The sequence below is a fragment of the Cupriavidus consociatus genome (assembly GCF_017814975.1).
Lineage (GTDB): Bacteria > Pseudomonadota > Gammaproteobacteria > Burkholderiales > Burkholderiaceae > Cupriavidus > Cupriavidus consociatus.
The window spans coordinates 18313-41262 of the sequence record NZ_JAGIQA010000042.1; the positions used below are offsets into that span (position 1 = coordinate 18313).

Here is a 22950-nt window from a genome sequence, read left to right on the forward strand (position 1 = left end):
CCGATTCCCGCTTGAAGCGGCCTTTGCGATCACGGACATCCGTCCGAGATCGGCACGGATGCAGTCATAGATGCCGCCTGGCGTGGCCACGGTCCCGGGGCGCAGCCGTCGATCGTGCACCGCCGGGACGGCGATCGGACACTCCGCCATTTGGTCGTTGGTAACAAGTGCGCCAGTTGATTTTTGCCGCACGGGGGCGGCAACTGCTATCGGCATCCTATCTCGTGTGGCTCAGGTTTCGGTACCCTTTCACGGAGAGTCGAATTTCTTTTGGCAAAATTCGGACATTCAGCCGGCCGCAGAGCCGGGAGCGAGGGTCCGTGAGTGAATACGTAGCAAACAGATTGCCCTACAGCAGATGCAAAGACCGTTCACAAGTCATGTACAACGCAGCCGCCAGGCATACCCCGGTCGGTTGTTCGACCCGATAATCCGGCCGAACCAGACGCACGCGGCAATTCGCCCAGTCCGCACCAGGCCGGATGGCCTGCTGGTTGATTCCACAACCGATTCCTTGGAAAACATGCGGCTTCAGCGCTTGCTGCAACACCGCGATCGGGACGGGCGCCATTGACTGCTTCCGACATGCTTGTGCCACACCTGACGCCCGGCGGCCATCTGCTTGCGGTGCCGGAGGACGGCGCGCCCCTCTTGGTCGATGAAACGCGACTGCGGCTTGAGCGTGCCTTTGCACTGGGCGCGGGGCATGGCCTGCTGCAGTTGGGCGCGGCGGAAATCGGCCGCATTTTGCCCTCGGCATGGGCCTGGTGGCGGGATTTTTCCGCACGCTATGTCACGGCCTTGTGCGCGACGTCCGAGGACGGCGAGATCGAGGTCGCAACGCCGGCGGCCGAAGATCTTGAGGCCATGATTGCCGACGCGCCGCCGATGACGGGCGGCGAGTATCTAACGCCAGATGTGCTCGCCACGCTGTGGGGCGAGATCGATACGGCCTTGCACCAGGAACTTGCGGCCGCCAACGTCTCGCTTCAGGATTTTCTCAAATCGCGCCACCCGGCCTGGAATCTCGTCGGCCGTGTGCATTTCAACCTCGCTGAGAACCGGCGGGACCCGGAGTGCCCGTTCGCCTTCCTGGCGACTTACACCTCGCGCGTGTCGGCCCACGGCAAAGCGCAACATCAGCCACTGTCGCAAGCCCTGGCGGAATTTTCGGGAGCCAGGAGCAAGGCAAAGCTCCTGTCGTTACTGTTGCCGGTGCAGCGCGCCGCGGAACACTGCGATTGGCTTCGCGAAATGGTAGATACCGGCGAAATCTACCATCCGCTGCGCTGGACGCCCGTCGACGCCTATCGCATTCTCTCGGACCTGTCCCACCTCGACGGCGCCGGAATTGTCGTCCGCCTGCCAAGCGTCTGGCAGGCGGGCCGCCCTGCCCGTCCCGTTGTGAAAGCCAGCGTCGGAGCACGACCGCCTTCGCTGCTGGGCAAGGACGCGTTGCTCGATTTCAACATGGAGGTCTCCCTCGACGGCGAGCGTCTTGACGCCTCCGAGGTCAGGGATTTGCTCAAAGGCGCCGACGGCTTGCAACTCATCCGTGGTCGCTGGGTCGAGGTGGACAAGAAAAAGCTCGGTCGCCTCCTGAAGCGCTTCGAGGCCATGGAAAAGGCGGCGCAAAGCGGTCTGCCCTTGAATGAGGCCCTACGCCTTCTGGCAGGGGTTTCGCTCGACGACAGCGCCGACCCCGCGGACCGCGACTGGTCGCAACTGGTTGCCGGGCCCTGGCTGGCCGACATCCTGCAGGAATTGCGTCAGCCAGACGGATTGGCGCTGGTCAGCCCGGGATCAGACCTCAAGGCCAACCTGCGGCCCTACCAAGAGGCTGGCGTGCGCTGGCTGTACCTGCTCACCCGGCTCGGACTGGGCGCTTGCCTGGCGGATGATATGGGCCTGGGCAAGACCATGCAGGTGCTCTCGCTGCTGCTCGTGCTGAAGCGCGAAAGCGCCGAGGCGCGGCCCAGTCTGCTGGTTGCCCCCGCATCGCTGCTGGCCAACTGGGCGGCAGAGGCCGAGCGCTTTGCCCCCGGCTTGCGCTTACTGATCGCCCATCCGTCAGTCATGCCGGCGGCCGAATTGCGTGCGCTGGACCCCGCGCGGCTGGCAGACATTGATCTCGTCATCACCAGCTTTGGCTCGCTCTTGCGCCAGCCCGTATTGGGGACCATCCAATGGCGCGTGGCCATCGTCGATGAAGCCCAGGCAATCAAGAATCCGGGTGCCAAGCAAACACGGCAGGTCAAGCAACTCCAGGCCCAGTCGCGCATCGCGCTGACCGGAACCCCTGTGGAGAACCGCCTGTCCGATCTGTGGTCGATTTTCGATTTCACCCACCCGGGGTTGCTGGGCTCAGACAAAGTCTTTGCCAACTTTACCAGGCGGCTGGCGAAGGCCGAGCATTTCGGTCCGCTGCGAACGCTCGTGCGGCCCTACATCCTGCGCCGCCTGAAGACCGACAAGCGGGTCATCGACGACCTTCCGGACAAGACCGAACTCAAGGCCTGGTGCCATCTGAGCCCGAACCAGGCGGCACTGTATCAGCGTGCGGTGAAGGACCTGGCTGCCGCACTTGAAGACGCCGAAGGCATTGGTCGCAAGGGGGTCGTGCTCAGCTTCCTGATGCGCTTCAAACAGATATGCAACCATCCGTCGCAGTGGTTGGGCGACGCGGCCTGGCAGGCGGAAGACAGCGGCAAGTTTGCCCGCCTGCGCCAACTGGCCGAAGTCATTGCCGCCAAGCAGGAGAAGGTGCTGGTATTCACCCAGTTCCGCGAGACCACAGAGCCGCTGGCGGCATTTCTGGGGTCGATCTTTGGCCGCGAAGGTCTGGTGCTCCATGGCGGCACCCCGGTAGCCAAACGCCGCGAACTGGTCAAGCGATTCCAGGAAGACGAACTGATACCCTTCTTCGTGCTTTCGCTCAAGGCCGGCGGGGCCGGTCTGAATCTCACCGCGGCGTCGCATGTGATCCATTTCGACCGATGGTGGAATCCAGCCGTGGAAAACCAGGCCACCGATCGCGCATTTCGTATCGGCCAGAAGAGGAACGTCCTGGTGCACAAGTTTATCTGCCGGGGCACGGTCGAAGACCGTATCGACCAGTTGATCGACGTGAAGCAGCAATTGGTGAAGGATGTGCTGGAGGGCGGCGCAGAACTCCTGCTCACCGAGATGAGCGATCGTGAATTGCTCGACCTCGTGAAGCTCGACGTGCATGCCGCGCAAGAGAACTGATCGTCAAGAGGAACCACAATGAGTTACGGTTACGGGGGATGGAAGCCCTATGTCTCGGCAGCCGAGCGCAGAAGAAAGGCGGAACTGGCTGCCGCGAAGGCGACGAAGGCTGGTGCGGTCCTGTCCCCCATTGCGTCGTATCGCGGTGCCATCGCCAAGACCTTCTGGGGCAAGGCCTGGTGCGACAATCTGGAAGGCTACAGCGACTATACCAACCGCCTACCGCGCGGCCGTACCTATGTACGTAACGGTTCCGTGATCGACCTTCAGATTACGGCAGGCGAAGTCCGCGCGCAGGTCATGGGTTCGAGCCTTTACACGGTTGCTGTGACCGTGACGGCGTGTCCTGCAAAGCAATGGCGAGCGATCGGAGCCGATTGCGCCGGGTCGATCGATTCGATCGTAGAACTGTTGCAGGGCAAGCTCTCGACAGCCGTGATGGAGCGCATCTGCAAACCTGGCACCGGCCTTTTCCCGGTGCCAAAAGAAATCAAGTTCAATTGCAGTTGTCCGGACTGGGCGTCAATGTGCAAGCACGTTGCTGCCGTACTCTACGGCGTCGGCGCGCGGCTCGACCAACAGCCGGAATTGCTCTTCACCTTGCGCCGTGTCGAGGCCAGTGATCTCGTCAGGCAGGCCGGCGCTGGCCTGCCCAAATCCACCAAACGACCTACCACCAGCAAGGTGCTCGACGACGCCCTGGTGGCGGATGTGTTTGGGATCGAGATGGCCGACGCTTACCCCCTGCCGAAGCCGGCTGCCGGACGTAACAAGCCACCGGCAGGTAAGATGCCAGCGAAGAAGGCGACCAGGTCCGCCGTCTCGAGAGCTAGTAAGTCCCCTGCGAATGCGAAGACTGCGGAGGACAGGAAATCGGTATCAAAGAAGGTGCCGGTCAAGCCATCCGCCGGGCCACGTCAATTAACCTCTGGCAATGTTGTTGCCGGTAAAGCAAACGTAGCGGACTTAAAGCCGCCAGCAGGTAAGGTGACAGCGAAGCAGGCGTCGGCTGTCTCGACAACCGGCAAGCCACCTGCCAACGTGAAGGCTGTGAAGGACAATAAATCGGTAACAAAGGCGTTACCAGTCAAGCCATCTGCGGGGCCACGTAAATCAACCTCTGGCAACGTCTTGGCCAAGAAGACAAACGCGGCGAACTCGCCTCCAACTGCAACCCCGAAGAAGGCAGCAACAAGAAAGCGCGCCAGTAAGTTCAAGGACGCCGTCAACGACTAAGCCGGACCGCTCCCGGTCCACGCGTACAGCATAGTCGCGCGTGGCCCCTTTCGTCGGCGGTGTCCGCCTGCAAGCATTCGGCGGCCTACAGGCCAAGGTCAAGCAGCCAGGCGATGCTCGTAATAAGGATGCCGCCGGTCATTCAGGATTGCCATGGCCGCCAGGTTCTTCGGATTCAGGTGCAGCCATGCGTCGACGTGCTCGCTCTGGATCGGCACGATCCAACGATCGTGTCGGCCTCTCCAAACGCCCAAAAGGACGCTAAGTTGCAGGTTTGCGTGGCAAGGCGGCATGTCTCTGCCGCACCGGTCATCGAGGCCGGGCATGTTTGATTTGCTTTGAAAACGGTGGGTCTAAGAGCGAACCTGGTGGGCCGGGTGGGGTTCGAACCCACGGTGGGATATCTCCGGCGGATTATGAGTCCGCTGCCTGCAACCAACACGGCGTCCGGTCCTGTGGCGACGCGCGAGATTCTACCCTGAAGTTCGCAGAATTTGCCACGATCGCCTCTCGCGACGGGTTGATTGAGGCCGGCACTGAATTGCTGAAGGTAATTGGCTCGGCCCCCCGGTTAGGCTGAGCATTCGGCAAGGCGCTAAGCTGTGCGTCCTGCTTCCGTCATCGACCGTTGGCGAAGTACCGTACCGCCAACGCAACGATTGGGCAAAGCCTCTCTTACGATCACAGCCCCGAAGCCGGCGGCGCCAGAACGACTGTCCTTCGCCGACGAATTCATGATGCTGGCGAAGCTGCGGCAGGCAGGGTGCTTTGTCGGTGCAGGAGTTCACGGATCTGAAGGCGGATTTGATCCGCCGCGCAAAGCCGATTTCCGCGTAGCCACGGACCTTGCTGCCGCACCTGGCCGCAGTGAGCCATTGGTATTTGCGTTGAGTGACGGCGCGCGTTCGCTGATAGTCGACGGGCTCACCGCCTCACACCGGAATGCAACACCTTCTCGAAAACCCATGGGTCATGCCAGCGCTTGCGTCCTATCAGCCGCGCAACGTGTGCCTTGTGATTGATCGCGTCCCGCGCATCCTTGCGTTGATGCCGGCGGGCGTTGCACAGCCGGCAGGCGGCCACGATGTTGCTCCCGAAGTCATCGCCTCCATCAACTCGCGCGTGGAGATGCTCGGCCGTACATTGCAGGGTGTGAGCCTGGCGCTTGGAGAGGTGGAAGGTCGCGGCGAATGCTTCCGGGGATTTCTGCCACATGGGGCAGCAGCAGTAGTAGCAACGACCGGATTGGTGCTGAAACGCGAGGGTGCGCAGAAGCGCGAGGGTCTTGGGCATTGAGCGGTCCTATATCAGGAGATTTCAGACTTCGAAACCCGCTCGCCCGTAGAAGGCATACACGGGGACCAGCTAAGTAGCTTATGCTGGGCACCAAATCAGCTCCGAATTGGAGACTGACGGAAGAAAGTGTAGCCTCAGAATTTCCGAATGCACAAGGGGTGCGGCGCCCGCCCTTGCAAAATCACCACAGTGCACCGTGTCCGATACCACCAAAAGGAGAATCGGTTGCGTGAACTAGCCTTTAACCGTTCTGCAGATCGACTCTGGTTGATTCCATTGGCCTTCGGATCCTTGGCGTCGGCGCATCCAAAGGAAGGCACCGCAAGCCGACGAGCACGTGGGGGCGCAACTCGGGACATTCGCTGACTCTCCTCCGTGAGACGGAAAGTCAGCAGCTGTCGGCAGGCTCCCACCGCCAAGTCGCGCCCGTGCGTGACCGACCCAAAACGGTAGTCGCACATCGTTCCGCTAATGGCCGAAGTTCAGTGCCAACACGGTCATCGAAGATCCGGGGCCGAATGACTCAAACTGGCAAACGACTGCTGGCCGGTCAAACACCAGGAGTTACACTTCGGTCTGCTTTGCGATTATTTCGCATCTGATCAGCCGCGAGGTAGAGCCCCGTCGACAGAAGCCCGAGGCGCATCTGAGGCTGCCAAAGAGCAGAAAAATCAGCGGCTTATGAGTAGGATAGGTGTCCGAAGGATGAGAGAGGCTGGAACAGAAAGACGCCGACTTGGTCTCAGACAACGTCATATCATTCACGATCAGGACCAGACTTATGACTAGCCTCAATTTAAGGCCCTTGGGCGCCGCGGACGACGATAGGCAACTCCAAGCCCTACGCCGAAAGAGACCACGCAGGATCGACGTTCCTCCGAGCATCGTGAGATCGCTTGCCACCATTCTCTCCGCGCAGTGGCGCTTGGGGTTGAAACTGGCCAACAATTGTCGTCGGGTGTTGAGGGTGACCGCAGGGCGCCAGGAGGTTGAGCGGTTTCCGATATGAACAGCAAGCAACGTCGCAAGGCATATCGAAATAGCCCCTATCAAATTCAAACTTCGTGGACATTTCGGGGCGCGCGCGTGACCATCACCCGCATAGCAAGCTCCACCGCGGTCATTGTTGAATTTGACGGTGCCGGGGCGCGTACGCATGTCCCAACGCGAGCGCTGGAGCCACATAGCCCCTACGGAGACATGTGCCACCCACTGGGGACCGAAATCATCCCTGACCCGCGCGCTTCAGGCACAACTCATCCAACAGAGAGGCAACCATGGCAAAGCTGAACGCTTATGGCAGAACCGCCACAACTCATGCGTCCCCCTGCACTGTTTTGCCGAGGCAGCGGCCTGCGCGGTGGGCGTCGGGGCAAGCCCGGCACCGACGGCGAAGGATGGCCAGCGGGAAGCCCAGCAGAAACGCCACATCTCGGTCGTACCAAGACTCAGGTCAGAGTCGTGAACAGCAAGAAATTTAAGATAAAATGCTAGACTTGAAACGACGCCCACCGATGGTGGCTGAGGCGAGGGATAACTCCCCCAGCGAAAGTCCTGAAGGACTGAAACCCGGTACCGGGCAATATGTTTCTCCCCAGCCGACATGGTGAAATTGGTAGACACGCTATCTTGAGGGGGTAGTGGCGAAAGCTGTGCGAGTTCGAGTCTCACCGTCGGCACCAAGCAACTTACCGGCAATGCACCGAACGCAAAGGCTGGGGGCGCCAAGAAGGCCGCAGGCAAAGCAGCCGCCACGAAGGCCTCCCCGAGAAAGGTTGTGGCCGGTAGCAAAGCTTCTGCGAAAGCCGCCCCAAAGAAGGCTGCGGTGAAAGCCGTTGCGAAAAAGCGGACCGCAAAGAAATTGGTTTCGACAGTAGCGACACCGGAAGCTTCGGCATAATCGCATCGCGGCGCAGTTGACCGTCATACTTCACGGCGAACCCGGCGTTCAGGCGAGAACCGGCTGACTTCATGGGCACCCCCGTTGCCACACCGACTAGGCGGCACGGGGAAGCCTAACCCTGCATCCCTTCCGGTAGTTGTGACAACCCCAAAAAGACCCGCCGTCGCCTTGACGGACCACCATCTTTACGCCGCAGGCTACACAGGTTGGAGTCTGGTAGTCACCTTCAAACGCCCGCGCCAACAATTCATCTCGCTTTTCAGCATCCAAGGCGTTGATTCGTTCAACAATGCCCGCACCGTCCAGCAACTGAATGCCTGCTTCTTTGGCGTAGTCCTGCACCGGCTGGCCGATGAAACCTGCCAGCGACCAGAAGATACCCCGCCTGACCTTCTTGGAATGCATGACGCCGCCAAGCGCCCGGACCGGTTCCACCTTGACCGGGGCACGCCAGGCCTTGCACTGGACCAATGCAATGGGATCAGACTTCCCCTTCATGTACAGGGTCGCATCGACACCACCATCAGCCCCTTGCGGCACCGTATCGACAGTGAAGCCCATAGCCTCGTAGTACCACACGCACAGCATCTCAAACCGCTTCCATTCAAGTTGTTTGATTGCATCGACGGACCATTCCATCTCTGACAATGGCTCACCCTCTGCTGGTTCCTGCGTCACCTCCGGGACATCCTGACCCGACTGATCTGCGGTTGTGCCAAGCAATTCGTGTGCAGCGAACGTGGGCACCACGAACACCGCCAGCATTGATCCGAGACTGGTCTTAGCGGCATCAGTCAAACCATCGCGGTTGACCTCCGGCTCTTGCCACACAACTGTTCGCGCCAGTGGCATGCCCGCATCCATCAGGTCAGCCCGGCTTTCGCACCCACCAGTTACCTTGCCGACCAGGTAAGTGCGGTTGGCTGGCGAGTATGTAACAACCAAGTCGTCCACGCTGACTTCATTCATGAAGCGCCACACCTGCGACGCAACTGAAACCGCCACCTTTTCTTTCGTTTCCGGCGCGATGGTTAGGTGCAGATCGGCTAGTTCCTTCTTCGTCATGCCCGGCTTGGCATGGCGAGCAAGCTGCGTCCATCCGATAGCGGCGATCCCCCTATCGCGAAAATCCTCGTAGAGACGGCCGCCATCGGCCCGGATCATCCACATCTTGCTCATAAAATCTCCCGTAGCCCAATTTGAACGTAGTCCGGCCACATACATCGACCGTTTATCAGTTGCTCCAATAATACAAAAACCGCCTTGAGTCGGCGGCTTTCGTGGTGGTGCATCGAGCAATCAGTGCAGCAGTTGGCCGCCGGCCATCTGTTCAAAGTGGTGGACCGATTTTAAGCAGAGTGCCCGCCTACCGAGATCATCAGCCTGCCTGCGTCCAGGAACGGCCACAAGCGGTCGGCCACCAACGAATACGGCTCTGACCGAACATCGTCAATCTACAGACGTTCAACTAGCTCCCATCCTACTGCGCAAGAGCAAACGCAATGCCAGTCTCTCCAATGCGCGCTTCGTAATGGCTGGGCCGACCCACCGCTTTCCGATGCAGGAATCTGCTACAGACTAACTCGACAGCCACGGCTGCATACTCGATCATCGATGCCGCGTCGAACGTTTCGTCTCGTGGCGAAACTGCCTTGCTCCAGCGTCTGGGGTCGTTCCTGCTCGGGCAGCTCCTTCAGCGCCGTTCCGGCAAGCGATGCAGAAGCCTGCCTGAGCGCAGCCTTGCTTGCGTCAAAGCCTGCGTCGTTCATTTTGCGATCAGCTCTGCAGAATATTGGCGTCCTTTTCGCGATCACTCGCCTCGGCGACCAGGAGCGCAGCCACGTTGACAATGCGTCGCACCGTCGCGGACTCGGTGAGCACGTGGACTGGCCGGGCAGCACCGAGGAGGATAGGACCAATCGCCACGTTGTTACCCGCGGCTGCTTTCAGGAAATTGTACGAGATGTTTGCGGCATCAATGTTCGGCAGGATGAGTACATTGGCATTGCCCTCGAACCCCAAGTCGAAGTTGCCCGTGCGTAGGCTCGCATCCAGCGCTATGTCACCATGCATTTCGCCGTCTGCCTGCAACTGCGGAGCGCGCTCACGCAATTCTTGGAGAGCCCTACGCATCTTCTGGGCCGACGCCGAGTCACTGGTTCCGAAGTTTGAGTGCGAAACGAACGCAACCTTGGGTTCAATACCGAACCGGCGCACCTGCTCCGCTGCCATGACGGCGATGTCGGCCAGTTGTTCGGCAGACGGATCGATATTGACATGGGTGTCGGCCAGGAATATCTGCCGTCCCGGCAACACGAGACCGGTCAGCGCAGCGAACACATTGGCACCTGGTCTCTTGCCAATAACTTGATCGATGAAATGCAGGTGTCGATGCGGTGTGCTTACCGTCCCGCAGATCATGCCATCGGCCTCCCCTTTCTCGACAAGCATGGCGCCGATCAAGGTTGTACGGCGCCGCATTTCCAGCTTCGCCATTTGTTCGCTGATGCCTCGGCGAGCCATGATCCGGTAGTACGACTGCCAAAAGTCCTTGTAACACGGGTCGTGTTCGGTATTGACCACGGCGAAGTCGCTGTCCGGGCGCAGGCGCAAGCCCAACTTCTCGATGCGTTTCGCAATGACATCTGGTCGCCCGACGAGGATTGGCGTTGCCAGTTGCTCGTCGACGACGATCTGCACCGCTCTCAGGACGCGCTCCTCTTCTCCCTCTGCAAACACGACGCGCTTTCTGGCAGAAGCGACGCTCTTCGCTTGCTGGAAGACTGGCTTCATCAGGTTGCCGCTGTGATAGACGAACTGTTGCAGATGCTGGCGATACGCTTCCATGTCCTCGATGGGCCGCATAGCAACCCCGGAATCCATGGCCGCCTGTGCTACCGCAGGGGCAATCTTCACGATCAGGCGCGGGTCGAACGGCTTCGGGATCAGGTATTCGGGTCCGAAACTCAGCTACTTGATGCCGTACGCTGTCGATACGATGTCGCTTTGCTCCTGCCTCGCCAGCTCCGCAATGGCGTTGACGGTGGCGATTTCCATTTCCCGCGTGATGGTCGTCGCCCCGGCATCCAGCGCCCCGCGGAAAATGAACGGGAAGCAAAGCACATTGTTGACCTGGTTGGGATAGTCGGCCCGGCCTGTTGCCAGCACGGCGTCGGGACGCGCGGCAGTCGCGATCTCCGGCGCAATCTCGGGGGTCGGATTGGCCAGGGCGAAGATCAAGGGCTGCGGTGCCATTGCCTTGACCATTTCTTCCTTCAACACGCCACCGGCTGACAGCCCAAGAAAGATGTCGGCGCCGTTAATGACTTCTCCCAGTCTGCGGGCGGGCGTGTCCTGTGCGAAGCGCTCCTTGTGCGGATCCATCAACTCCTTTCGTCCCTGGTAGACGACGCCGGCGAGATCGGTCACGAAGATGTTCTCAAGCGGCATCCCCATGTCAACCAGCAGGTCAAGACATGCCAGCGCCGCCGCCCCCGCGCCGGAAGCCACCAACTTCACTTCGGCGATATGCTTGCCCACGACGCGCAAGCCATTCGTAATCGCCGCTGCCACGACGATGGCTGTACCATGCTGATCGTCGTGGAAGACCGGAATCTGCATGCGCGAGCGGCAGCCCTGCTCGACTGTGAAGCAGTCGGGGGCCTTGATATCCTCCAGGTTGATGCCGCCAAACGTCGGCTCCAGTGCGGCGATCACTTCTACCAGCTTTTCAGGGTCACTCTCGTTGAGCTCGATGTCAAAGACATCGATGCCGGCGAACTTCTTGAACAGCACAGCCTTCCCTTCCATCACGGGCTTGGCAGCCAAAGGGCCGATGTTGCCAAGTCCCAGCACGGCAGTGCCGTTTGTGACCACGCCTACAAGATTGCTTCTGGCGGTATAGCGGGCAGCGTTGAGGGGGTCCGCAACGATCTCCTCACAGGGGTAAGCAACCCCCGGAGAGTAGGCGAGGGATAGGTCTCGTTGGTTCAGCAATTGCTTCGTCGGCGAGACGGTCAGTTTGCCCGGCGAAGGAAACTCGTGATATTCAAGCGCGGCTTCGCGCAAGCTCGGTGCAGCAGTCCTGGTGTTCATGTGGAGTTCCGGCAGTGCTTCGTTCCGGCGGCGTTGGCGGCCGGGACCCAGCTATTAGTGGTTGGGACGTGGTGCAAGTGCGGGCTCGTTGGCCTCACCTGGAGCGTCGTCAAGTAGCTCATCTCGACGCCCGTCTAGGACGTCTCGTGCCTTCTGCATGTCAATGGCGCCTTCCCATCGTGCAACGGCAATCGTTGCCACGCCGTTTCCGATCAGGTTAGTGACTGCGCGCGCCTCGTTCAGGAAGCGATCGATACCGAGAAGCAGCACAAGTCCCGACACAGGAATCTTGTTCATCGAAGCCAGTGTTGCAGCGAGCGCGACAAAGCCGGCGCCAGCCACCCCCGCTGATCCTTTTGACGTCAGCAGCAGCACACCAAGGACGATCAGTTGGTCCCAGATAGTCAAATCAATGTTCATGGCTTGCGCCACGAAAATCGTCGCCATCGTCAGATAGATTGCGGTGCCATCGGCGTTGAACGTGTAGCCAGTCGGCAAGACCATTCCAACCACGGGGCGGGCGCAGCCAAGCTTTTCCAGCTTTACGAGCATTTGGGGAAGGACCGCTTCGGTGGAGGCCGTTCCCAGCGTCACAAAAATCTCATCCTTGATGTACCGGATGAATTTCCAAAGCGACAGGCCGGATGTTCGCATCACCGCACCGAGTGCCAAGGCGATGAACGCGATGGACGTCAGGTAGAGACAGAGCATCAATTCGCCGTATGACGCCAGCGTACCGATGCCGTACTTGGCAACGGTGAACGCCATGCCGCCAAACGCACCGATCGGGGCCACATGCATCACGATCCTGACCACGCCGAACATGGCGTGAAGGAACATATCAAGCATGTCGACGAAGGGTGCCGTGCGGGAACCGAGCCGTGCCAACGCAATGGCCAAGAGCATCGAGAAGAAGATGATCGGCAGCATCTCGCCATTCGCGAACGCGCCCACCACAGTGTTAGGCACGATGCTCATCAGGAAGTCGAGCATCGTGTGGTGCTCTGCTGCAGTCGTGTAGGCTTTGATCGCACCGCCATCGAGCTGTGTGGGATCGATATTCATGCCGTGGCCGGGCTTGAACACATTGACGACGATGAGGCCGATGGCGAGCGCTACGGTCGACGCGATCTCAAAGTAAATGACCGCTTTCACGCCGACGCGGCCGGCCTCATGGATATCGTTCATCCTCGCGATACCGACCACGACCGAGGCGAAGATGATGGGCGCCAGCAGCATCCGGATCAGCTTGATGAAGATGTCGCCCAATGGCTTCAGTTGTTCACCGAGATCCGGCATAAAGTGGCCGAGCAAGATTCCGGCAACGATGCCGATGAGAACCTGAACGTAAAGCTTCGATAGGTGTTTCTTCAGAAATGAAGGCCGCACTGTTGTCTCCTGCAGGTGCGATTCATGGTGCAACCGCCAAGCTTCGGACGCACGGGGCCCTATGGCAGCTCCAGTACATCGGAGCCACCTGGCGATCAAGAATGTTGGGGAAAGACGGGACGGCACCAAACCAGGCGCCGCACCCGGTGGGGAGCGCTATGCAGTCACTCCGGCTGAATGCCAGCGTCCGTGATGACTTTCGTCCACCGATTAACTTCTTCGTTGAAGAATTTTTTATGGCCTGCCGGTGAGAGACGGTCGTCGGTGACAACCGTGATGCCCAATGCCTCTTCACGTTTGATGAGCGCCGGATCCTTCAGCGCTGCGCGCAGGGCCTTGTTGATCTTCTCGAGTACGGCCGGCGGAGTACCGCGAGGCGCATACAAACCGTGCCAGACGGTGAAGTTGAATCCCGGCAAGCCGGCTTCGTTGAGTGTCGGAATGCTCGCCAGAGCCGGTACCGTCGAGCGTTGGGCGCTTGTTACACCAAACGCCTTGACCTTCTTGGCTTCAATCTGCGGCGTACTGTTGGTGGCCTGCTCGCACATCAGATCGACTTGCCCGCCCATGATGTCGGACATCGCGGGTGCCGTTCCCTTGTACGGTACGAAAGTCATGTCGCTCTTCAGCGTGCTTTGCAGCAGCAAGCTGCAGAGGTGCGACGCCGAGCCCACGCCTGCGTTGGCCAGGTTCAGCTTTCCGCCATTCGCCGCAATAAACTTCTTGAGTTCGGGCAGGTTGTTTGGCGGTAGCGCGGTCTTGCCGATCAGTGTCGACGGGGCCTCGTTGATAAGCCCCAGGGACTCCAGGTCCGAGGTCTTGTAGCCGAGCTTCTTGTACAACGCGGGCGCCGTCGCCAAGCCGATATGGTGGACCAGCAGCGTATAGCCATCAGGGGTCGCCCGGGCGACACGAGCCGTACCGATGGTACCGCCGGCACCAGCGGTATTCTCAACTACGACCGTGGTGCCGAGCGTTTTGCGAAGCGATTCGGCGACGTCTCGCGCGATCTTGTCGCTCGGGCCGCCAGCCACGAACGGGACAACCAAGGTGACCGGCTTCTCCGGATATTCGGCACGGGCGTAGCTGGATGTGACGAAGAGACCGCTAACAATGCATAGGGTGGCGGCGCGGGTGGCCGCTTGCTTGATCCACATGGTTGTCTCCGTTTATGTTTTTGAAACGCTGCGGCTTAAGCCGACAGTTGCTGCATCACGCTATACAGGTCGGACTTGCCTTCGAAGCCAATACCGGGCAGGTCCGGCATCGTGAGGTAGCCCTTCTCGACCTTGACGCCATCGGGGAATCCACCGAATGGCTGGAACAGGTCGGGGTAGCTTTCATTGCCCCCCAGGCCCAAGCCCGCGGCAATGTTCAGCGACATCTGGTGACCGCCGTGCGGAATGCAGCGGCTTGCGGACCAGCCATGCTGCTTGAGCATGTCCAGCGTGCGCAGGTATTCCACCAGGCCATAGCTGAGGGCGCAGTCAAATTGCAGGTAGTCGCGATCCGGGCGCATGCCGCCGTAGCGAATCAAGTTGCGGGCGTCCTGCATCGAGAACAGGTCTTCGCCGGTGGCCATCGGCTTGTCGTAGTAGTTGCGCAGCGTGGCTTGCAGTTCGAAGTCCAGCGGATCGCCCGGCTCCTCGTACCAGAAGAGATCGTATTGGGAGAGCGCCTTGGCGTACTGGATGGCGGTGTCGAGATCGAAGCGCCCGTTGGCGTCGACGGCGAGCTTCTGACCATCCTGCAAAACGCTCAGGATCGAGTCGATGCGGCGCAGATCCTCATCCAGCGAAGCGCCGCCGATCTTCTTCTTGACCACGGTGTAGCCGCGGTCGATGTAGCCGCGCATCTCGTCCTTCAGCTTGCCGTGGTCCTGGCCGGGGTAGTAGTAGCCGCCGGCGGCGTAGACGAACACCTTGCGGTCCGGCTGCCCATTGCCGTAGCGGTCGGCCAGCAATTGGAACAGCGGCTTGCCTTCGATCTTGGCGACAGCATCCCAAACCGCCATGTCGATCGTGCCGATGGCCACCGAACGTTCGCCATGGCCACCCGGCTTCTCGTTCTTGAACATGGTGTCCCAGATCTTGTGCGGATCCAGGTTGTTGCCGGTGGCATCTATCAGCGACTCCGGATCGGCTTCCAGGATGCGGGGAATGAAGCGCTCGCGCATAAGGGTTCCCTGGCCATAGCGACCGTTGGAATTGAAGCCGTAGCCGACGACCGGCTTGCCGTCGCGGATCACGTCGGTGATCACGGCAACCAGGCTGAGGGTCATCTTGCTGAAGTCGATGTAGGCGTTGCGGATGGGCGAGTTGATCGGGAAGGTCTTCTCGCGAATTTCTACGATTCTCACAATGTGTCTCCTGACTCACATGACATGAACGCTGGGGCGTCGGAGTACGTAGCTTAGGCGCGGAATGGCGTACTACAATTGAACCACTTTCATTTCATTATTCTCCCAAAGTGAAGACTGAGATCGCGTCCGAACTGGAGTTCTTCGTTCTGATCGCTCGGCACGGCTCTTTAGCCGCAGCGGCGCGCGAACTCGATCTGACGCCCCCCGCAGCGACAAAGAGGCTTGCCCTGATGGAAAGCCGCCTCGGTGTGCGTCTGGTGAACCGCACCACACGGCGCATTAGCCTGACGAACGAAGGCGAGACATATCTGGCGTATGCGCAAAGGATTCTGGCCGACCTCCGGGAGATGGAGAGCGTTGTGGCGAGCAGCGGCGCCGAACCGCGTGGACTGCTCCGCGTCAATGCGACCCTCGGCTTCGGACGGACCACCATTGCGCCTCTGGTTTCCGAGTTTGCAAAGCGCTATACGCAGGTGGAGGTGCAGCTTGAAGTCACGGACCGCCCTGTAGACCTGGTGGACAGTGGTGTCGACCTGGCGATCCGGTTTGGGACGCTGCCGGATAATCGGTTGAGCGCTAGGCGTATCATGTCGAACCGTCGCTTTCTCTGTGCTTCGCCGGTCTACCTAGACAAATTCGGATCGCCGCAATCATTGTCCGAACTTCACAAGCATCGCTGCATCATTCACCGACAGAACGACGAAGCCCACGCCATCTGGCGCTTCGAGCAGGCAGGGCATCACGAAAGTGTGAAGGTCGCGGGGGCGCTATCAAGCAACGACGGGGATATCGTTCTCGGCTGGGCGCTCGATGGGCACGGCATCCTGATCCGTTCCGAGTGGGACTTGGCAAAGTATCTGGAGAGCGGCCGGTTGCGAGTCGTCTTACCACAGTTCAAACTGCCGTCGGCCGACCTCTTTGTCTACTACTCGCAGCGTCGCAACCAGACAGCGCGCGCGCGCGCTTTCATTGACTTCTTGGTCGCCAAATTTCAAAAACCGACCGAAGAGATGGGATAACTTGCAGTAGAGACTTCCGCTTACGCTCGTGCGACTGCTATGGGGCTTAATCGGGCCTCTCAGCCGGAGTTCATGGAACGGCCGTAATGGGTCGCGAAGAGACGACCGGCTGCGGGGCGGAGATCCGTGACTTGCCGCACCGCCCTGCCCCGCGGATGACGAAGGCTTCTCGCCGGCGACCAGGTCGGTGATACCGCAGACCGTGCCGCGAGACATACCCGGCATAATGTCTAAACTTTTGCGTCACACTTCGGACGGGGCCTCAAGGTTCTATAGCTTGGGCCGCTGTAGGGACTGTTTTCGCCAGCATAGAGAAGTAGGCAGGCGGGGTCATTGAGGCACGCCAGGAGGAGCTGTCATTTGCCGTCGTGATCGAGCATTTCCGAGTATTCGCTGCTGCCATCGATGCCAAGCCTTCAAATGAACAAGGGCCCCCGAAGGAGCCCTTGTCAGTAACTTTTCTGTTTCGAGGTCAGTTACAACCCAAGGCGGCTGTTAGGCGGCCAATGCGAACTTTTCGTCGTTAGCATTTACTTCGATTTAGTTTTAACGTCTTCTCTGACGGGTTGCCTCACGACCCTATCTCCCCCTGTCGAAACCAAGTCAGGCCCATCAGAAGCGCACTACCCGTGCAATGTGCTTCTGGTGGACCTGGGCGGAATCGAACCGCCGTCCAGAAGGCCTTCAAGAAGAAGGTTCACAACCATTATCGGGAACCTTGCGGCACCCGACCCTACAGATTTTACGCCTCCTGCCGTCAGCGTCAAGGCAGCTTACGCGTACAGCGCAGGCGCGAGACCCTTGAGCTGCCCAGAGTCCCTCGACTCTTGTGCACCCATCCAACTATCTGCCGGCGAATTCTCTGTGCGCCGCTCATAAGGGTTCGTTATCGTGCCTTACCGCCCCTTTCCTGCATTGTCGCCGTCACCTACTTCCCAACCAGGCGCAGCTGCTAACCATTGGCCCTTTGGGGTAGCGTAAGGCAGTTGCGGCCATTCTCGGCCACTCGACCGCCTCTCCAATCGCGCTTCATTGGCCATCTGATCTACTTGAGGCGTATCGTGATCGCAGTGTCTGGACCTACAAAAAGGTATAAGAATCCCACGGCTATCATCGCAACCAATCCACGTCGGCGCCACCGACCCATTTCTGTTTTTAAAATTGAATTTTTGATGGTAACCCTGTCCTTCAGATCCGGTGAGTACATTGGTCCGTTCGTTTCACGTAAAATCTCTTTTAGTTTCGCGAATTTGTAAGTACATGAAATAAAGTAGCTCAATAACATAACCATAACCATCTTTGCAACGGGAATATGCATGATCATAGTCTTCAAGCCGAGTGGATCCTCCACGGCGCTGCCTTTGGATAGAAAAGCATAGATTCTCGGCACACGATGCGGTAGTTTTTGGGGGGTGATTGCAATGTCCTCTTTACCTGAGCTCGCTTACTTATATTGCGCTGAACAGCCCTTCTCTGTGCGCAATCTAACAGACGCGGCAAGAACCAACACTCAGCTCGATACCTCGCGCTTTTGAGAGAAATCCCGATCATGTTGAGCAAAATAGAATTCAATATGGGTAAGCGGAAACTGGCCAGTTGCCAAATGGCTGCTACGGATCGGTCAGAGACAGCCGTGGCCTGTCAGTTGGCGGCTGGCCGAGGCCGCGCCTAAGCCGTAATTCTGGTCCGCCCGCGACTTCCGTCAACGAGTTCTGTAGTGCGTCAGCACACATATGTCACGCGTCATTTCTCGATCGGTTGATATGCTGAGAGGTTCCTTGGTGTGGTGAGCCTAAAACCCTGAGAGCGATAGGATACGGATATGGGCGGGATACGCTTGCTTTTGCTACTAACATTCACCGTGCTGCACCCCGTCGCGTGGGCAGCCGAGTTGTCGGACCGGGACGCGGGTACCTATGAGTGGCTAAAAGAGGATCGTACTCCGACAGGAGTGTTATATAAATTTAGCCGCTCCGGTAACAAATGGGTGGGTTCCAGTAAGTTGCCAGGCAAAGACTGGAAGATTGTGTCCTGTGATCCTGGCTGCGAATACCGGAGCAGTACGAGCAAAGAGATACAGACCTATTTTCCTCCCAGCTTCAGACAGCAGAATGAACTTGCCTGCATCCAAAATATAGCGCAAGTATTTTGCCGATTCGTACCTGTCGACGACCCGCGCAGTAGAGGCTATATATTTATCGTCCTTGTGACGGGCAAGCCGTTCCCTGTGAGAACTCGGCGGCTTGATTAGTGCGGCAAGACACAGTTAGTTCTGTTGCAACGCCTCGTCAATGGCACTGTGAAGGAAAACTGGACACGGCTACCCATTGACTGTCCGCTATGGGTCGCTAAGATACGACTAACAGAGGGCGGAGCGTCTTACGTTCTTTCGACCTCGCAGGATGTGGTCCCTGGTAAGACCTGCTGACTAGGGATAGCGAGCGCAAGGGGGGTGAATTCTTACTCGCATCGATACTTGGATAATTGCGCACCGGCTCGCTGTACAGCCTCTGATGCTTGCTGGATCTGAGCCGAATTATGGGTGAGCATTACTCGCTCGGAATGGGTAACCGCTGCCCGGTAGGACTGGCGCAGCGACGGGCACATGATGTTTGACGCTAGCCGCTCCTGTCCCTTCGGGTCGAAGAATGAGGACGGTTCAGCACGAAACTCTGCGTTTCGTTGGCCGATGGATTTCGTCACCACCTCAGTCTTTGCGTCGTGCTGGCAGGGAGCATCCTGCAACGTGACATGTCCCGCGGCGCTCCGACATTGATAGATGGTCTGGCTCGCGGCATTCGTGGCCATGGCGAGCATCGCGATCGTCAGGAATCTCAGCATGGTAACTTTAGGCACCCGATGCCCGAACAGCCCGCAGCTTTCGTTCATTGTCTGGCGTTGACGAACCAACGCCTTCGGTCGGCTGAGGCGGGACAACACTGAAGTAATCGCTGAGGATTGTTTTCAGATCCACGTCCTTGGACGTGTAGCGCATGATCGGAATTCCGGCCGATGCGAGAACGTCATTCTTTTGCTTATCGCGCTTCTGTGCTTTCGCGCTACCGTGCGAGGCGCCGTCCAACTCGATGACATAGAGCGGTCGCATGGTTTTTCGCTCGCAGACGAGGAAGTCGACATACTTCTGAGCGAACAGATTTCTGGCGGCTTGTGACGTTCCCTTGTGCTGCACAAACGCGGACATGGCGACCTGGGGAAACACGTGCGTGTCTTGGAGCGCGACTGTCAGCCGTTCGTAGAGTTGTATCTCATCCTGCCGCAAGAATGGAGATCTACGAACAAAACGAAATTCCCTGGTGGAGTTCCCGCCTGCCGCTGCAGACTTCAGTATCGACAGGAGAACGATGGCAATTGCCAAGAGGAACACCAGCCATAGCATCGCTTTCACTTGACCCTCCTGCGCTTATTGTTTGAGCGCGATGCTAAGCGCTGGGGCAGGCTAGCAGCACCCCTCCATAGTGGGGCTGGACCGGCCTCTGTCCCACTCGTGGGACCAACGCCGGCTGTACTTCGGAAGCGGCCTTGGTGCTTGGAGTCCGAACGGCGTTCCGGCTCGAAGCGACGGCCGCAAATCCGCCGCATGCCTCGGCCCTTGCCGCGTGCGCCTTCCCGGTGTCGCACGTCTTCGTGAAAACTATCGCCGACGGCAGCGCATGGACTACCTCATCGGCGCGTCAAAACGTGCACTGGAGAGGTGGCGTCTCACATGGAATACCGTCACCATCCCCATCCGTTTTTACCGCTGGGCAGTTCTTTAGGTAGAAGCGGGCTTCCGCGCAGGAAGCCATCTGGCTACAGTGCTGTTTGCCCTCGCAGCGGAAGACTGGCTCCGGCGTTGGGGTAATAATCGAAACCGCGATCGGCTGTGGCTCGGCGTCAACCACCACGTTTTTCAGCGGCGCGTGGGTTTTGTAGTAGATTAAAGCGGCCGCGGCGACTGCGACTAGCAGCAAGCTCTTGTACATGTTGACCCCAACCCTGTTTTTATTCTCCAAATGCAAGGATGCCACAACAACATCGTTGTCGGTCTGCCGCCCTGCCGGAATGAGGATTCTGGAGGGACTGATGTGCGAATTGGCGCCCAGGCGGGATGAGTCCGCCCTGCCCGGCTCTGGCATGTCTAGGCACGGACATTCCCACTTTGCCGCGGCTGACAATGTAGCGGCAAAGCGGTAATGTCCGGTTCTAGCAAAGCAGAAATGTCCGCTTGAGGCGCTCTTCGTGGTATTCAGCCTGCCCAGTTGAATGCATTGGAGAGCGCCCGGGCGATGGCTAGAACCGACGTCATTACAGTAAGCATGCGCGAGTTAGACAGGCTCAAGACCGTCCAGGCGGTCGTGGATGGTCAGTTGCGGCCCGGCGTGGCCGCCGAACGGTTGCAGATCACCGACCGGCAGTTCCGGCGGTTGTTAGAGCGCTATCGGCAGGAAGGCCCGTCCGGGCTGGTGTCCCGCAAGCGCGGTCGGCCCGCCAACAACCGGCTATCGGCCGATCGCGAGGCTGCAGCGCTTGGCCTGATCCGCGAGCATTACGCCGACTTTGGCCCGACCCTGGCCACCGAGAAGCTGCGCGAGCGCCATGGACTGACGTTGTCCAAAGAAACGATTCGCCGACTGATGACAGTAGCTGGCCTGTGGGTGCCGCGCAAACAGCGGCCGCCGAAGGTCTACCAGCCTCGTAACCGGCGCGCCTGCTATGGCGAGCTGATTCAGATTGACGGCTGCGATCACCGCTGGTTCGAGGATCGGGCGCCGGCGTGCACATTGCTGGTCTACGTGGATGACGCGACCAGCCGGATCATGGAGCTGCGCTTTACCTATACGGAGTCCACGTTCAGCTATTTCGCTGCGACGCGGACATATTTGGAGCGCCACGGCAAGCCGGTGGCGTTCTACAGCGACAAGGCCAGCATCTTTCGCGTCAACCATCCCCACGCCACCGGTGGCGACGGTCATACCCAGTTTTCCCGGGCGTTGTTTGAGCTGAACATTGAAGGCATCTGCGCCAACAGCAGCCAGGCAAAGGGCCGTGTTGAACGGGCGCACCAGACGCTGCAAGACCGGTTGGTCAAGGAACTACGTCTGCGAAGCATTAACACGATGGAGGCTGCCAACGCGTTTGCCAGTGAGTTCATCGCCGACTACAACGCGCGCTTTGCCAAAGTGCCGCGCAACAGCCATAACGCCCATCGACCGCTGCGATCGGATGAAAACCTGGATCTGATCTTTGCATGCCGCGAGCCCCGTCGTGTGTCCAAGAGCCTGACGATCCAGTTCGACAAAATGCTCTATCTGTTGGCGGATACGCCGGAGCATCGCAAACTTCCCGGTCACTACATTGATGTCTATCACTATCCTGATGGTCGGATAGAGCCACGGGCGAACGGGGTTGCGCTAACCTTCACCACCTATGACAAGTTGTCGGAAGTGAACCAGGGCGCGATCGTGGACAACAAGCGCCTCGGACATGTGCTGCAGCTGGCCCAATATGTTCAGGAAAAGCGCGACAACACACGATCTCGCTCTTTGCATACCATTGAAGGACCTCCTCGCAAGCGCGGACGGCCACCTGGCAAAAAGTCCCAGCGCTCACTGGATCCGAGCGATATTTTGGAAGGGCTAGAGCGCTTGCAGAAGCAATCGTGGCCGCGTAACGGAACCGAAAACTGAAACCAAGCTTCCTGCTGCGAAATCGAACTTGCGCCGCTGGTAGGACAACCTCACCCTGAGCTGCACTGGTCCGTGTCAGGCCAGCACCACTGCCTTACAGGAAACCCAAAAACTGACCAAGCAAACTGAAGACACACCGGACATTTCAACTTTGCCCGCGAGGGGGTGCGGACGATTTCTTGGACTGAATTAGGTTGCGATTCCCAGGTGGCGCCGGTAGTCGACCGGGCTCATTGCCTGCAAGGACAACTTGATGCGCCGCTCGTTGTACCACTGGATGTACGAGTTTAGCTTGTGCATGAATCCCTCTACCGTCGTGCCAGCCCAGTCGCGACAGTAGTACATCTCATTTTTCAGGCGTCCAAAGAAGCCCTCGCAGGCAGCATTGTCAGGTGAGCAGCCCTTTCGCGACATGGAGCGGACGAGACCCGCCGCGTTGATGCGTTGCAGCCATCCCGGCCAACGATAGTGCGCGCCTCTGTCGCTGTGTACTACGGGCCTGTCGCTATCGGTGAGCGTCGTGATGGCATCATCGAGCATGCTATTGACCAATTGCGCGTCAGGCCTCGTGCCGATTGACCAGCTTACAACCTTGCCGTCAAAGCAATCGATCATGGGTGATAGATACACCTTGCCCGCCGGAAGCTGGAATTCGGTGATGTCCGTCAGCCATTTCTGATTCGGCGCCTGCGAATGGAAATCCCTGGCAATCAG

Annotated in this window: 13 protein-coding genes, 2 tRNA genes, 1 other RNA gene and 2 pseudogenes; 5 read left to right on the top strand and 13 right to left on the bottom strand. The window is 59.0% G+C overall.

Features of this window, described 5'->3' with window-relative positions; genetic code table 11:
* The first annotated feature begins 585 nt into the window (after positions 1-585).
* Together J8I82_RS34235 and J8I82_RS34240 are read left to right on the top strand one after the other, a co-directional pair.
* Entirely contained in the window at positions 586-3249 is a 2664-nt protein-coding gene (locus J8I82_RS34235; RefSeq protein WP_209764247.1) for a DEAD/DEAH box helicase, read from the top strand.
* Positions 3250-3267: 18 nt separating this feature from the next.
* Positions 3268-4485 (top strand): hypothetical protein, encoded by a 1218-nt coding sequence (locus tag J8I82_RS34240; RefSeq protein WP_245180460.1) that lies wholly within the window; start codon positions 3268-3270, stop codon positions 4483-4485.
* A gap of 98 nt (positions 4486-4583) precedes the next feature.
* Here the strand turns inward: J8I82_RS34240 and J8I82_RS39755 are convergent.
* The 3 genes and pseudogenes from J8I82_RS39755 to J8I82_RS34250 form a co-directional block, all read right to left on the bottom strand.
* Positions 4584-4718: pseudogene (locus J8I82_RS39755) on the bottom strand (SOS response-associated peptidase family protein); the annotation flags it as partial.
* 133 nt (positions 4719-4851) lie between these two features.
* Positions 4852-4939: transfer RNA gene (locus tag J8I82_RS34245), tRNA-Ile, on the bottom strand.
* 470 nt (positions 4940-5409) lie between these two features.
* Positions 5410-5778, bottom strand: coding sequence for an HNH endonuclease (locus J8I82_RS34250; RefSeq protein WP_209764183.1), 369 nt, complete (start codon positions 5776-5778; stop codon positions 5410-5412).
* Positions 5779-7378: 1600 nt separating this feature from the next.
* On the opposite strand from J8I82_RS34250, the gene J8I82_RS34255 reads away from it, so the two are divergent.
* Positions 7379-7463: transfer RNA gene (locus J8I82_RS34255), tRNA-Leu, on the top strand.
* 314 nt (positions 7464-7777) lie between these two features.
* Here J8I82_RS34255 and J8I82_RS34260 read toward each other — a convergent pair.
* The 5 genes and pseudogenes from J8I82_RS34260 to J8I82_RS34280 all read right to left on the bottom strand — a co-directional run bounded on the left by J8I82_RS34260 (position 7778) and on the right by J8I82_RS34280 (position 15527).
* A complete protein-coding gene (locus J8I82_RS34260; RefSeq protein ID WP_245180461.1) occupies positions 7778-8863 on the bottom strand; it encodes a restriction endonuclease in 1086 nt (361 codons plus the stop codon).
* A gap of 597 nt (positions 8864-9460) precedes the next feature.
* Positions 9461-11779, bottom strand: a pseudogene (locus tag J8I82_RS34265) (NADP-dependent malic enzyme).
* 54 nt (positions 11780-11833) lie between these two features.
* A complete protein-coding gene (gene dctA, locus J8I82_RS34270) occupies positions 11834-13168 on the bottom strand; it encodes a C4-dicarboxylate transporter DctA (RefSeq protein ID WP_209764190.1) in 1335 nt (444 codons plus the stop codon).
* Between the two features lie 164 nt (positions 13169-13332).
* Positions 13333-14325: a tripartite tricarboxylate transporter substrate-binding protein gene (locus J8I82_RS34275; RefSeq protein WP_209764193.1), complete on the bottom strand. Its 993-nt coding sequence runs from the start codon at positions 14323-14325 to the stop codon at positions 13333-13335.
* 35 nt (positions 14326-14360) lie between these two features.
* Positions 14361-15527: a mandelate racemase/muconate lactonizing enzyme family protein gene (locus J8I82_RS34280; RefSeq protein WP_209764208.1), complete on the bottom strand. Its 1167-nt coding sequence runs from the start codon at positions 15525-15527 to the stop codon at positions 14361-14363.
* Between the two features lie 110 nt (positions 15528-15637).
* Here J8I82_RS34280 and J8I82_RS34285 point away from each other — a divergent pair, with 110 nt between their 5' ends.
* Positions 15638-16549, top strand: a complete 912-nt coding sequence (locus tag J8I82_RS34285; RefSeq protein ID WP_209764209.1) for a LysR family transcriptional regulator — start codon at positions 15638-15640, stop codon at positions 16547-16549.
* Positions 16550-16970: 421 nt separating this feature from the next.
* Here the strand turns inward: J8I82_RS34285 and ssrA are convergent.
* The 4 genes from ssrA to J8I82_RS34305 all read right to left on the bottom strand — a co-directional run bounded on the left by ssrA (position 16971) and on the right by J8I82_RS34305 (position 20685).
* Positions 16971-17330, bottom strand: a transfer-messenger RNA (tmRNA) gene (gene ssrA / locus J8I82_RS34290).
* 1679 nt (positions 17331-19009) lie between these two features.
* Entirely contained in the window at positions 19010-19390 is a 381-nt protein-coding gene (locus J8I82_RS34295; protein ID WP_209764217.1) for a DUF4124 domain-containing protein, read from the bottom strand.
* 7 nt (positions 19391-19397) lie between these two features.
* Positions 19398-19946 (bottom strand): DUF2726 domain-containing protein, encoded by a 549-nt coding sequence (locus tag J8I82_RS34300; RefSeq protein WP_209764249.1) that lies wholly within the window; start codon positions 19944-19946, stop codon positions 19398-19400.
* 295 nt (positions 19947-20241) lie between these two features.
* Positions 20242-20685 (bottom strand): excalibur calcium-binding domain-containing protein, encoded by a 444-nt coding sequence (locus tag J8I82_RS34305; RefSeq protein WP_245180462.1) that lies wholly within the window; start codon positions 20683-20685, stop codon positions 20242-20244.
* Between the two features lie 150 nt (positions 20686-20835).
* On the opposite strand from J8I82_RS34305, the gene J8I82_RS34310 reads away from it, so the two are divergent.
* Positions 20836-22236, top strand: a complete 1401-nt coding sequence (locus J8I82_RS34310; protein ID WP_209764230.1) for an ISNCY family transposase — start codon at positions 20836-20838, stop codon at positions 22234-22236.
* 189 nt (positions 22237-22425) lie between these two features.
* Here the strand turns inward: J8I82_RS34310 and J8I82_RS34315 are convergent.
* Positions 22426-22950 (bottom strand): IS3 family transposase (locus tag J8I82_RS34315; RefSeq protein ID WP_209764233.1); only part of this gene is annotated, 525 nt, incomplete at its 5' end.

What these genes read in the sequence shown, in the direction of transcription:
- J8I82_RS34235 (WP_209764247.1), top strand. Translation starts at nt 586, where the DNA reads ATGCTTGTGCCACACCTGACGCCCGGCGGCCATCTGCTTGCGGTGCCG.
- J8I82_RS34240 (WP_245180460.1), top strand. Translation starts at nt 3,268, where the DNA reads ATGAGTTACGGTTACGGGGGATGGAAGCCCTATGTCTCGGCAGCCGAG.
- J8I82_RS34250 (WP_209764183.1), bottom strand. Translation starts at nt 5,778, where the DNA reads ATGCCCAAGACCCTCGCGCTTCTGCGCACCCTCGCGTTTCAGCACCAA.
- J8I82_RS34260 (WP_245180461.1), bottom strand. Translation starts at nt 8,863, where the DNA reads ATGAGCAAGATGTGGATGATCCGGGCCGATGGCGGCCGTCTCTACGAG.
- J8I82_RS34275 (WP_209764193.1), bottom strand. Translation starts at nt 14,325, where the DNA reads ATGTGGATCAAGCAAGCGGCCACCCGCGCCGCCACCCTATGCATTGTT.
- J8I82_RS34295 (WP_209764217.1), bottom strand. Translation starts at nt 19,390, where the DNA reads ATGCTGAGATTCCTGACGATCGCGATGCTCGCCATGGCCACGAATGCC.
- J8I82_RS34300 (WP_209764249.1), bottom strand. Translation starts at nt 19,946, where the DNA reads ATGCTATGGCTGGTGTTCCTCTTGGCAATTGCCATCGTTCTCCTGTCG.
- J8I82_RS34305 (WP_245180462.1), bottom strand. Translation starts at nt 20,685, where the DNA reads ATGCCAGAGCCGGGCAGGGCGGACTCATCCCGCCTGGGCGCCAATTCG.
- J8I82_RS34310 (WP_209764230.1), top strand. Translation starts at nt 20,836, where the DNA reads ATGGCTAGAACCGACGTCATTACAGTAAGCATGCGCGAGTTAGACAGG.